Below are 13,055 nucleotides of genomic sequence, written 5' to 3'. Positions count from 1 at the left end.
TAAATTTTAAATGTATTTTATGGTTTTTTAAACAAATGTTTAATGTTATACATAGTAAGTTTTATGCTAAAATCATATTTGTTTTATTTTAATTCGAAATTGATTTTTCAATCTCTTTAATATAAATAGACGGAGTAGTTCCTGTCTTTTTCTTAAAAGCAATCGAAAATGCCTGAACGTTATTATAGCCTATTTCTTCTGCAATAGCAGGTAATTTATAAGAACGAAATTTCTTATCTTTTACAAGCTGATCTAAAGCATAATCAATACGTAAATCATTAAGATAAGTTGTGAAATTTTTACCTTTATGATTATTAATAATCTCCGATAAGTAAGCAGTATTGGTTTTAATATTTTTTGCAAGACTTGTTAATGTAATCCCGTTTTTCAAAAAATGAAGTTTGTTTTCGAAATTGTCCAGATCCCTTAAGATAGATTGAGCAACATCTTCGGGAACCGTTTTAATTGTTTTGGTTTCACTTTCAACCTTTACCGGTTCGTATATTTCTACTGGTTTATCGTTTTTATTTTGAGCTGCTTCAAGATTTCTTTTTTCAATCAAATGAATTAAGTCCTGAGCAATTTTTCGATGTTCTTTCTCAGCTTTCTTAGTTTTATAATAAAAATAGGTAAGTAAAAGTAATATTAAAGTTAAAATACTAACAGAAACATACAAAAATGTTTTTTTATTTTTTAATTCATTTATTATAACTTCTTTTTCTTGTAAAAGATTGGGCGTATCATATTTTTGGTGCAACTCCGTTGATAAGTATCGAAATTGTTCATCAAGCTTTTTATCAACTTTTAGAAAACGGTCAATATAATAGAGTTGCTTTTCTTTATCGCCGTTTTCCCTATAATAATCTATTAGAAAAGTATATACATCTCCTAACTCTGGAAAAGTAATCTCCGTTTTTTTTACATTGGAATCTATCTGAGTAAAATATTTTATCGCCTCTTGTTTGTTATTCAATTCTTCATAACATTTTCCCAGACTATATAATACAAAATTTTGATTGTTATCATTAATACTTGAAAAATAAGTATACGCCTTTGTTAACTCAGCAATTGCAGCTTGATAATTTTTGGTTTTAAGATGCAGCTGTCCAGATAAATATAAATACTGATTCCTATTATATATATTCTTTTGTACAAAGGGAGAATTCAATCCTTCCTGAATGAAAAAACTGGCAGAATCAATTTTATTTATTTTAATATAGCAGTACGCAAGACTTACCCGCATCTGATCATGCTGATATTCATCTGTTATATCGTGGGAATTCAATAAATAATATCTAAATGTTTTTGCTGCCTCTTTATTTTTCCCCATATAGCTATTTAAATAGGCAATGTTCATATTAGCATAAGCTATTTGCTTCAAATTCTTTTGCTTTTTAGAATATTCCAAACCTAAAATATAGTTATCAAGGGCAGCTTTTAAATTGTCATATTTATAGTATAAATTTCCTTTTATAATAAATGTTCTGGCTGGATATACATCTCCTTTCACATTTTTTGTAATCATAGCCAGACTATCAATATACTTTAAGGCCACAGGGAAGTCCTCAGTTGAATGCATAAGATTATATCCTTCTGCAATTTCAAGGATATTTTTTTCTTTTTTTGCTTTTGCTAAGTAATATTGAGAAATAACTTGTGCTTCTAACTTTTTATTAGATTCATCATAAACATTAAATTTATTTCTTAACTCCTCATAATTCAATAATTTTAAACTATCAATTTTGTTTTGAGCAAAAAATAGACTACAAAAGAATGCTAATAAAAGCAGGAATATCTTTTTCATTAATTTTTCTATACCGTACAAAAATATTCATTTTTTCAAGAAAATACATAATCTGTATTTTGATTTTAACTAATTGATCATTATTATTTTATTGACATTTTACAAATATGTATTTATAAATCTATAGATATATTTTCAGTGGGGTCAAAGAAATATTGCTTTCTTTGTAAAATTAATTTTTATAAACAATAACAATCATGAAAAAAGAAAACAACGCGCAAAAGAAATTGTCTTTAAAAAAAGTACAGATTATGAAGATTAATGATTTAAAGAGAATCCATGGAGGATATGGAGGGAATGGTAATCAGGTATCTTTAGATGAAAATGGCGAAGTTGATCCAAACACTCCCATTAAACATACAATCAAGCCTTAAATAAATATGAAAAACTTAATATTTGTCATTATTGCTATTTTATACGTACTTCCCGTAAAGGCTCAAAAAAACAATTTAGCACCTTCAAAACCTGTTACAGAAAATTATTTTGGAACTAAAATAATAGATGAATATAGAAACCTTGAGGATCTTCAAAACGCAGGAACTATAAATTGGATGCAGTCTCAAACCAATTATACCAATTCTATATTAAATCAAATTCCTAAAAAAAACTATTATGTTGAAAAAAGGTTAGAATTTGACAGAAGGCAGGGGTACTCTATATCAGATTTTGAAATTACCGATAATGACAAATATTTTTATTTAAAGAAAAATGGTGATGAAAAGATTGCAAGATTATATTATAAGGAAGGCTTTTTAGGCCAAGAAGTATTGCTATATGATCCTGCTATGTATCAAGAGAATAACGGAAGTCATTCTTTTGTTATCAATTATATAAGTCCATCTTCGGATGGCAGTAAAATAGCTGTTTCCATGTCTGAAAAAGGAAAAGAATTATCAGAAATAATTATCCTGGATGTAAAAACGAAATATGTACATCCTGAGATTATTACCAACTCTGCACCCGCTACTTTCGATGGAATAAAATGGATAGATGATAATACGGGGTTTATCTATGTCGAGTTTTCTACAACTGACCCAACATCTCAAAACTTTTATAAAAATACAAGAACTGTATTCTATAAAATTGGAACTGATCCTAATAAATCGGTTGACGTTTTTTCTGCTAAAAACAATCCTGATCTACATATTACCGAAGATCAATTTCCTATCATTTTAGACTTTAGTGCTGATGATCAATACTATATTGGCATGTTGGTTGATTTCCAGTCTTATAGAAAAACATTTATCATTCGTAAACAGGATTTATTATCAGGTAAAAAAAATTGGAGATTATTTTCCAATTCGGACGATAAAGCTAAAAGTTTAACTTTTCAAAAAGATAAAATATTTTTTATATCAGGTTACAATACTTCTCTCAATAAGCTATGTAAAACCAGTATTATCAATCCTGACTTTAAGAATGGTGAAGTTTTGATTCCTGAAAAAAAAGACGAAATTATTAAAAGCTATACCATCACAAAAGATGGTATTTATTATACCACTACAAAAAACGGAGTAGAAGCTAAACTATACTTATATAAAAACGGACAAAATCATTCTATTGAGCTTCCCTATCCATCCGGAGATATTAATTTAAGAGGCAAAGGAGAAAATCATTCTGATATCTGGATAACTTGCTCCGGCTGGGCCAATGATGAGCAAAGATTTAAATATGACCTAAAGACCAATTCTTTCAAGCCAGAAAATCTTACCCCTATTACTAAATATCCCGAGTTTCAGGATATTATTGTTAATGAAATCATCGTGAAATCAAGAGATGGACAAGAAATCCCGGTATCCTTACTATATAATAAAAACATCAAAAAAGATGGTAAGAATATGACTCTTATTAGCAGCTATGGTTCTTATGGTATTTCTAATAATCCCTATTTTTCTCCCACCTATTTATTATGGGTTCAACAAGGTGGTGTAGTTGCAATAGCTCATGTAAGAGGAGGAGGAGAAAAAGGAGAAGAATGGCGCTTAGGAGGATATAAAGAAACTAAACCCAATACCTGGAGGGATCTAATAGATTGTACAGAATATCTGATAAAAGAAAAATATACCTCACAAGAAAAAGTAGCGATTTGGGGTTCCAGTGCCGGAGGAATTACTGTAGGGAGAGCCATGACGGAGAGACCTGACCTCTTTAAAGTAGTTATTGCAGAAGTAGGAGTAATGAATCCGTTAAGAGATGAAATAACCCCTAATGGCCAGCCCAAAGAATTCGGAACGGTTAACGATCCAAAAGAATTCAAAAGTTTGCTGGAAATGGATGCTTATCAGCATATTAAAAAAGGAGAAAAGTATCCTGCTACTTTTATAACCGGAGGAATAAACGACCAGCGGGTTATAGTCTGGGAACCCGTAAAATATGCTGCTAAGCTAATGTTTAATGATGCTTCTTCCAATCCTCAGTTATTAAAAATAGATTTTGAAGGAGGTCATGGAAATAATGTTGCAGTAGATCAAAGATATACTAATATTGATGATATATTTACTTTTGCATTTTGGCAATTAGGCCATCCTGACTACCGACCAAAAGAACAAATAAAAAATTAGATGTCACGCTTCCCTTATCATTTTTTTAATGAGTATATAGTACGAACCCCTTTATTCTCACTAAAGAGCTTTCAGGAACAACTTAGTCAAGATGAAATTTCAGATAAAAACTTAAAAGAGATTTTTAACAATCCTGTTTTTAGGGAGGCTATCTATCTTGCCTCCTCTCATCTATATGAAAAGTTTGACAAATGGCTCAGCTCAGAAAAACCATTATCATCCAAAGAGTTTCATAAACTCAAAAATACCCTTCTAAAATATTATAGCCGAATGAGTACCCGTTGTACTCCATTCGGCTTATTTTCTGGTATAGGATTAGGAGAATTTTCTTTAGAAGCATCAAAATTTTCCGACAACACAACAGGATACCAACTACCTACTGATCAATTAGTACGGGATACCAGATTAGATATGCATTTTCTTGTTTCTCTTGCACAATACTTTACACAACTACCCATAGTAAAGAATAAGCTTTTATTTTTTCCTAATAACAGCATCTATAAAATAGGTAATAGAATTCGATATATAGAATATCAATACACAGGAGGAAAAAGAGAATACATTATTTCCTCGGCTCCAATATCTGCAGAGTTACAGCAAATAATAAATTTTTCAAAACAAGGTAAAACCATTAGTGAAATTTCTCATATCCTGCTTAATGAAGAGATAACAGAAGATGAAGCAAGAGAATTTGTAGAAGAATTGATTGCTAATCAGGTTCTGGTAAGTGAGCTTGAACCTAATGTATCAGGAACTGATTTTTTAAATACTATTATTACTGTTCTAAATAGATTAAAAATAAAAAATGAAACTGATATTTTACTTTCTTTAAAGAATAACTTGGAGAAACTGGATTTAAATATTGGTAATCCTACTATATTATACGATGAAATCAGAGACCTGATACAATCGTTCACTATGGAGTATGAACAAAAATATCTTTTTCAGACGGATCTCTATAATATCTCTCATTTTTACTTATCCCCAAGTTGGAAAAAACAATTAAAAACAGGAATAAGTTTTCTAAATAAAATCACTTTAACACAAAAGGAAAATCAATTTTCGAGATTTAAAAAAGCTTTTATCGAAAAGTTTGATACTCAGGAAATGCCTCTGCTATATGTCTTAGATACTGAAATAGGTATAGGATATAAGCAAAATACATCTTCAAAAGGCATTCATCCTTATATAGAAGATTTAATACTCCCTATTTCACAGGAAAAACAAAATAAAAATATTGAGCTTACTCCGATCCAGATAATACTTAATGAAAAGTTACAGGAAGCTCTACTAGATAACCAATATAGTATAGAACTAACTGATCCGGATTTTGAAGATTTCCAGGAAAACTGGGATAATATGCCTGATACCACCTCTATCATGGCAGAAATAATTTCTGAAAATAATCAGGAAAAAATATTCTTAAATGCAAGCACAGGAACTAGTGCCGGTACTCTTTTGGGGCGATTCTGTTCTGAAAAATCAAAAGTACAGAATCTTATCAAAAACATTGCTGAAAAGGAAAAAGAACTCAACTCTGACGTGATCTTAGCTGAAATCATTCACTTACCTGAAGCAAGGATAGGAAATATAATAAGAAGACCTACTTTGAGAACGTATGAAATTCCTTATTTAGCTCAATCTTTATTGCCTCAAGAAAATCAGATATCTACAGAGGATTTATATATTTCTTTAAAAAATGATGAGATTATTTTACGTTCAAAAAAACTAAATAGGAGGGTTATTCCTTATCTCACAAACGCCCATAATTACTATACCAATACATTACCTGTCTATCATTTCTTATCAGATTTACATACACAGAATATCAAACCCGGGCTTTATTTTAACTGGGGCGACTTAGAATATATTTATACATTTTTGCCAAGGGTAGAATATCGTAATATCATTCTTTCAAAAGCGCGGTGGAAGATTACAGAAAAAGATATTTTTTTGTTAGATCAATTAAAATTGAACAAAAAAGATTTTTTACAGGAACTAAAAAACTGGAGAAACAAAAGAAAAATTCCGGACTGGATTCAATGGTCCAAATTTGACAATACTTTAACCCTGGCTCTTGAAAATTATGATATGGCAAAGCTTTTTATTGAAACTGTTAAAAGCCAAAAATCAATCATTATAGAAGAATTTTTATCGAATGAAAAAGATCATTTCAGACAGGAGTTTATTTTTCCACTGTATAAAGCCGTAAAAGAAAAAAATAAGTAAGATATTTAATAATGCAACGAACTTTTATCCCCGGAAGTAATTGGTTATACTTGAAAATATATACAGGTATAAAAACTTCTGATATAATCCTGGAAGAAGCCATACATCCTTTAATAGAGCTATTTCAGAAGAACGGCTATATTTCCGAATGGTTTTTTATACGGTATTATGATCCTAAATCTCATTTGAGGATAAGATTAAAATTAAATGATCCCCAATACTACCATGAAATTCTTAACACTGCTCAAAATATTTTTCAGCCATATATAGATAGTGGAGAGATTTTTACCATTATGGTCGACACCTATAAACGGGAAATTGAAAGGTATGGAAAGAATACCATGGAAGAAATAGAAACCCTATTTCACAAAAATAGTGAGTTCACGTTGGAGTGTTTACATTATGATGATGAGGAAAAGATCATAGTCAGCTTGTTTTATATGGATGAGATGTTGAATAAACTTAATCTTTCCATCCAAGAAAAGCTGGAGTGGATCAAATATTTTAATCATACTTTTAAACAGGAATTTAATGCCGATAAAAAACTCAATAGCCAGTTAGACAAAAAATACCGCGAGTTTAAACCTAAATTTGTAGACTTTATTAATTCTAAAGAATTTTTGGAAGAAAGAAACTCTATTATTTATAATATTGAAGAAAAGAACACTGCGCTACAAAACATTCTTCATAAACATAAAAATCAATCTTTAGAAATGCCTCTGCAATTCTTATTTCAGAGTATTTTCCATATGAATATCAACAGAATATTTGTTTCTCAGCAAAGATTATTTGAAATGGTTATTTATGATTATCTAGTGAGATATTATAAAACGCTTGCTTATGAATCATTCTTATAAAGAATTTTTCAAAATACCCCATTCTTTTTCCTCAGTTTCCTGATATTATTCGCCCAAAAAAAACACTTTCCAATAGTATCCTATAAATTCTTATGCAGGATACTATTGAAAACACAACAGACTAGCAAACAATAATTTACACAACATTCAATTCTCATTTAAATTTATAAATCCATAAGGATTTTCATCCAAAATTTATAAATCCCACTATACTTTTCTTGTATCATCGAAAAAGCACACGCATCTTTGCCTTGGTTAGAAACACAAATAATCTTAACCTTTTTATATCTGCGCAATATAAAAATGAAACAAGCCTGATCAGCAGAAAACCCATGTCAGGGATTATATGACAAAATTAATTATCATAAAAAAAACAAAATTATCATGAACAAAAAAATCAGAAACTCAGTTTTCGCAGGTGGAATGGCATTCGTATTTGCATTAAATTTTTTAGTACCTAATGTAGTTAAAGCACAAGGTATCGCCTATGGAGATCAAGTACAGTCTTCTAACACTTCACGCCAGGCGCTTCCTCCAGGTTCAAGTGTATCTGCTGTTGCCGGCACCGTTCTTCTTGCTGTAATGGTTGTTTCAGCTCTAGTAGATGGTCTTCACGCAACAGATGATGTTTCAGCAAACATCCAGAACTTAGACTAATAATGATTTAATGGCTCATTAATACAATGAGCCATTTTTATTCCTGACAGTTATGAAAAAAGCAATTAAAATATTTATCGTTACCTGTGTATCAATTTATTGGCTTTTTACATTTTTATACAATTCACCCAATAATTTTATAAAGATTGAGTATCAAAAAGAAATGAAACTATTTTCTACTTTTTTTGCTCAAAAATGGAGTTTTTTTGCCCCTCCACCACAATTTAACTACAAACTTTATTTTACCTATCTGGATGAGAATAAAAATGAAATTGCTGCTTTCGAAGTCTATTCTTCAATTATAGAATCAAAACGAAATACAAGGCCATTTAATGGCAGAGCCGAGATGGTAGACTATACAATTTATGGATCTATCGAAGGTATCGTTAATACAATAGTGAAAGAAAGAACTGAAATAAATACTACACAACCCGAGCTAAATCTTCACAATGCCAATCTTCTGGCAGTACAAAGACTCAATGAAGTTCCTGAACAAGTTCAAGGTTTTCTCCTTTTAAAAGACTATGCGAAGATTGTTGGAAAAGATAAAATGTCTGCCGAAAAGTTAAAGACAGTAAAATATGTAACGATAAACATAAATTCTGAGGAAATTAAAAAATTTGCTAATAGAGAAAGTAAAAAGCCAAATGTAGAATCTAAAGTAATTGCTTTCAATCCTTATCCTTTTTAAAATGAAAAAACTATTCCATTCAAATCACTATATATATCTTTCGATTTTCAGGATATTGATATCAATACACGTGTTTAAAAAATATTTACAATTATTTTTTAATAAGGATCTCATCACTGATGCTACATTTTTGAAAGGAGCACCGGTTAATCCAATATTTCAGTTATTTGGAATTCAGCAATCCTCTATTTTTCAAAATATTAATATTATTCTTAGTGCTATAATGTTGCTAAGTATTTTATTTGCCTTTGGAATTTTCAGGTATTTCACTCCCTTATTGTTATATATTTCCGTAGAAATTGTTCAAAGAGCATATCCTTTTATATTAAATGGTGGTGATAATTTATTGAAATTTCTTTTACTGTACATGATTTTTACGGATTGCTACAGGTATTTCACATTAAATAACAGTAACGGACAAAAAAAAGATAGTATCAGCTATTTTGTCAATCAAATATCCGTTTTATCTATAAAAATTCATTTATCTTTGATTTATTTCGTTTCTGCCATATTCAAACTTAATGCTAAAGTATGGTTCAGCGGTGTTGCCACTTATTATACATTACAATTAGAAAGATTTAAGGGAACAGAAATGAATAATATACTAGCAAAAAATGGGATTTTTGTGACACTTTCTACCTATATTACTTTAATGTGGGAGTTAGCATTTCCTTTTCTTGCATGGCATAAAACCGGTAAATACGTTGTGTTTGCTCTTGGAATAATGATCCATCTGGGAATATACATTTTTATGATGATCCATGATTTTGAAATCCTATTTATGATGTGTTATGGCTTTTTCATAAGTGATGAAGAATGGAAAAAGGTTGGAGTATATTTTCAAAAAATTGTATCGCTATTCAAAAGAAAAATATTTATTAAAGAATATGCTTAAGAGATATCTGAAACTGAGATTAAAATTATTACTTAAAGCGTCAAATCAAAGTATGGATATTGGTGTTTTAGTAAGTATAATACTTTTATTTTTACTTTTTTTTAAAACGAATCATAATGGCTATTATGCATTAATTTCATCAACTGTTTTATTTATCATTCATTTTACGCGAAAGGATATTAATTTTTTAAAAAATATTTTAGGAAAGCAATTCTATATAAGCCTTGCATTAGAATATTTGATAATTTGGATATTTATAAATTTATTTTTCGTTTTCAAAGAAAATAACTTTGCCTTTTTGGGAAATGGTTTTATATGCTTCATTTTACCATTATTAAAGCTTAAAAAATATTTTGCAAACCCAAGGTTTATCAATAAACTCCCTAATGCATTATTAGAGTGGAAAGCCTATATACGAAAGAATATTATAATTTTCTTTTCCTTTGTATTACTTTCCGTTTTCTTAGGATATCATCCTGCAACTTTGATAATATTAGGATTATGCTGGCTACATATTCTTTTGCATGTTTATTCACTCCAGGAAAATAAAGAAATTCTCATTCTGCAATTCTCAAAATTCAGATTAGAAAAAAAAATCATATACTCTTTTCTGATTTGCTTGATGATCTCCATTCCTGCTATAATCAGCTTTGCATTTTTAAATCCTCTACAAAAAGATTATATAATTTATTTCAGTTTTTATCTTTTTCTTTCAAATTATGTTATTATTATTAATAAGTACGTAAATTATAATGAAAAAATAAAGGTAACTCATATCAATGATGCTGAATTTTTCAAATTTACACTTATTATTGGGCTACTAATTCCAGCAATAATTTACATTATAAACAATAGAAAATCAGCCTTAAAGAAAATTACAAAGTATGTTTAGTATACAAAATATCACCTTGAGTTATAACTCCAAAAAAATTTTGGATAACCTAAGTTTAAATATAAATGAAGGAAGCATATTCGGTGTTCTTGGAAGGAATGGTGCGGGAAAAACAACTTTATTTGAATCTATTTTTCAAAATACAAGATACCATGGAAAAATAGTATTACAAGACCAACCCATATATAAAAGAGATATTTCATATTTGGAATCTGAAAATTACTTTTATCCTTATCTGTCGGTTAACGATATTTTAAACCTGTTTATTCATGATAACGAGGATGAAAAGATAACAAGACTGACAAATTTCTTTAATATTCCAACAGACGCTATTGTTGAAAAACTTTCATTAGGAACCAAGAAGAAACTTGCAATCCTTTGTAATATTTTAATTGACAGACCCATATACTTATTTGATGAACCATTTAACGGACTCGATTTTGAAAGTGTCGAAAAGTTTTATTTTATCATTGATGACCTCAAAAAAAGAAATAAGATCGTTTTGATAAGCTCTCATATTATGGAAACTCTTACAAATTGTTGTGATTATATCGGACATTTACAAAATGGAAAATTCGCTAAAATTTACCTATCAGAAGAATACCATTTAATAAGGACACATCTTACAGAAGATATTCAGAAAGATTGGGTCTCTTACATCAACATTTAGCATTTAAAAACTAATTTCTATGGACAATAACCTTATTTCATTGGAGTATATTTTTATTACTTCAATAGTGATCGCTTTATCCTTTACAGGATGTATTTATGGCATTGCATACTATCTTTCTTATGATAATTTTAGTATGACTGCAGTTGCTTTTTTCCCTATTCTATCATTGTTTATTGCTTTTATGATCGCTGCAATTATTTTGTTTCTGTCACTAAAGAAATATAAGAAGGTAAAACAGGTAAATCATATCGCCAATTTTTATTATGTGATTTGTACGTTCATTCTTAGCGCCATCATGATTTTTTTGATCGATGTTTTCGTGTATGCTTTAATTGATAAAACATTGTCTTTAAAATATGCTGAAACATTACAGATAATATCCAGACAATATGCGGTAACCTCAAAAAATATTGATTACATGAAAAAAATTCCATTTATTCTTCAAAGTGGAGTCATGATATTTACTGGGCTGTTGGCAGGGTCATTTTCTTCGTTATTCATTTTATCACAATATAAAAACATAAAAACGCAGCCAGACTTGCAATCTATTTAAAAATTCACAAAATGAAAGTTATTATTTATGATTCTGAATGTAAGTTTTGCACAAGGTTTTCCAGATGGAGCCAATCTAACGTTAAAACACTGGAAATCATTTCCGTAAGAAACAAAGAAGCAAGGAAAATTCTTCGTGATAAAGGAATTAAGTTTATAGATCTTCAGACCATCTATTTTGTGAATGATAATGAAGTCTGGGTACGTTCGAAGGCAATATTTGAAATATTTGCCCACTTTACTTCTCCCTGGAGAATTATTTCTTTTTTCTCTTTTTTACCTACTCCCTTCACGGATTTTTGGTATAAAATTTTTGCAAAATACAGATACAAATTTTAAAAATTAACCCATGAAATACTTATTGATACTACCGTTATTCTTTTTAACCACTATCAAAATCAAAGCTCAGGAGATCAATCGTTTTTTCTATGAAGTACAATATAAACCTAAAAAAGATTCTACAAGAAATGAAACTGCAATGATGGTTTTAGATATTAAAAAAGATCAATCGATTTTTAAAGATTATCAATTAATTGTTTCAGATTCAATCTCCAACGAAGTATTTAAAAAAATGCAAAAAACAGGCATTTACGAAAATCAGTCAGCACCTCCGAATGTCAGATTTACCTATTCTGTAACAAAAAAATATCCTGACATGGAAGTTCAATATACTGAAGATATTATGAACGGATTGACTCCTCTTACCTTTGGCTATCAGGAAAAAATAAATTTTGATTGGAAAGTTCAGAAAGAAAAGCAAAAAATCGGCGAATATAATGCCCAAAAAGCTATAGTAAATTTTGCGGGAAGAAAATGGGTTGCCTGGTTTTGTCCTGATCTTCCTTTTAATGACGGTCCTTATAAATTTAATGGTTTACCTGGATTAATTGTAAAAATAGAAGATGATCAACACAATTATTCATTTACCTTAAAAGGAAATAAAAAAGCGAAAGATAACAGTGAGGATTCACTTGTTAAAAAGTTCACCAATGGTAATGTGAAAATAGTAGAAAAAGCAAAATTTATAAAAACCTTTGAAAATTACAAACAGGATCCTTTAGCTGCCATGAGAAATGAGCTAACTCCTCAATTATTAAGTATGACAATGCCTGGAACTGACATGAAGGTAAAGGACTTTATTGAGAAACAAGGAAAGGAAATAAAAGAATCTTACAAGCTTAACAATAATCCTATTGAAAAAGAATAATAAAGATATTTAATAAAAAATCTATATGTAGGGAAGT

13 protein-coding genes are annotated in these 13,055 nt (G+C 29.4%); 12 read left to right on the top strand and 1 reads right to left on the bottom strand.

The window, feature by feature from the left end; genetic code table 11:
- Positions 1–88 precede the first annotated feature (88 nt).
- Positions 89–1,804: a helix-turn-helix transcriptional regulator gene (locus tag DEU39_RS22005; protein ID WP_062675565.1), complete on the bottom strand. Its 1,716-nt coding sequence runs from the start codon at positions 1,802–1,804 to the stop codon at positions 89–91.
- Positions 1,805–2,001: 197 nt separating this feature from the next.
- Here DEU39_RS22005 and DEU39_RS24570 point away from each other — a divergent pair, with 197 nt between their 5' ends.
- The 12 genes from DEU39_RS24570 to DEU39_RS21950 all read left to right on the top strand — a co-directional run bounded on the left by DEU39_RS24570 (position 2,002) and on the right by DEU39_RS21950 (position 13,018).
- Positions 2,002–2,178: a hypothetical protein gene (locus DEU39_RS24570; RefSeq protein ID WP_157885784.1), complete on the top strand. Its 177-nt coding sequence runs from the start codon at positions 2,002–2,004 to the stop codon at positions 2,176–2,178.
- A gap of 6 nt (positions 2,179–2,184) precedes the next feature.
- Positions 2,185–4,365 (top strand): prolyl oligopeptidase family serine peptidase, encoded by a 2,181-nt coding sequence (locus tag DEU39_RS22000; RefSeq protein ID WP_120233383.1) that lies wholly within the window; start codon positions 2,185–2,187, stop codon positions 4,363–4,365.
- Positions 4,366–6,594 carry a lantibiotic dehydratase family protein gene (locus DEU39_RS21995; protein ID WP_120233382.1) on the top strand — a complete coding sequence of 743 codons (2,229 nt, stop codon included), beginning with the start codon at positions 4,366–4,368 and terminating at the stop codon, positions 6,592–6,594.
- Positions 6,595–6,644: 50 nt separating this feature from the next.
- Positions 6,645–7,451, top strand: coding sequence for a thiopeptide-type bacteriocin biosynthesis protein (locus tag DEU39_RS21990; RefSeq protein WP_238590658.1), 807 nt, complete (start codon positions 6,645–6,647; stop codon positions 7,449–7,451).
- Between the two features lie 384 nt (positions 7,452–7,835).
- Positions 7,836–8,108, top strand: coding sequence for a hypothetical protein (locus DEU39_RS21985; RefSeq protein WP_062675569.1), 273 nt, complete (start codon positions 7,836–7,838; stop codon positions 8,106–8,108).
- 52 nt (positions 8,109–8,160) lie between these two features.
- Entirely contained in the window at positions 8,161–8,799 is a 639-nt protein-coding gene (locus tag DEU39_RS21980; protein ID WP_120233381.1) for a hypothetical protein, read from the top strand.
- 1 nt (position 8,800) lies between these two features.
- Positions 8,801–9,694, top strand: coding sequence for a hypothetical protein (locus tag DEU39_RS21975; protein ID WP_120233380.1), 894 nt, complete (start codon positions 8,801–8,803; stop codon positions 9,692–9,694).
- Between the two features lie 52 nt (positions 9,695–9,746).
- On the top strand, positions 9,747–10,586 hold the full coding sequence (locus DEU39_RS21970; RefSeq protein ID WP_131797543.1) for a hypothetical protein: 840 nt from the start codon (positions 9,747–9,749) through the stop codon (positions 10,584–10,586).
- Positions 10,579–11,256: an ATP-binding cassette domain-containing protein gene (locus DEU39_RS21965; RefSeq protein ID WP_120233379.1), complete on the top strand. Its 678-nt coding sequence runs from the start codon at positions 10,579–10,581 to the stop codon at positions 11,254–11,256. Before DEU39_RS21970 ends, DEU39_RS21965 begins: the two co-directional genes overlap by 8 nt.
- Positions 11,257–11,275: 19 nt before the next feature.
- On the top strand, positions 11,276–11,812 hold the full coding sequence (locus DEU39_RS21960) for a hypothetical protein (protein ID WP_147367634.1): 537 nt from the start codon (positions 11,276–11,278) through the stop codon (positions 11,810–11,812).
- An 11-nt stretch (positions 11,813–11,823) separates the two neighbouring features.
- Positions 11,824–12,150 (top strand): thiol-disulfide oxidoreductase DCC family protein, encoded by a 327-nt coding sequence (locus DEU39_RS21955; RefSeq protein WP_120233377.1) that lies wholly within the window; start codon positions 11,824–11,826, stop codon positions 12,148–12,150.
- A gap of 10 nt (positions 12,151–12,160) precedes the next feature.
- Complete coding sequence (locus DEU39_RS21950; RefSeq protein ID WP_120233376.1) at positions 12,161–13,018, top strand: GLPGLI family protein; 858 nt, start codon at positions 12,161–12,163, stop codon at positions 13,016–13,018.
- Positions 13,019–13,055 lie beyond the last annotated feature (37 nt).

The sequence above is a fragment of the Chryseobacterium sp. AG363 genome (assembly GCF_003610675.1).
GTDB lineage: Bacteria > Bacteroidota > Bacteroidia > Flavobacteriales > Weeksellaceae > Chryseobacterium > Chryseobacterium cucumeris.
Note: the sequence above shows the minus strand (reverse complement) of the source record. Positions and strands in the feature narration are given on the sequence as shown.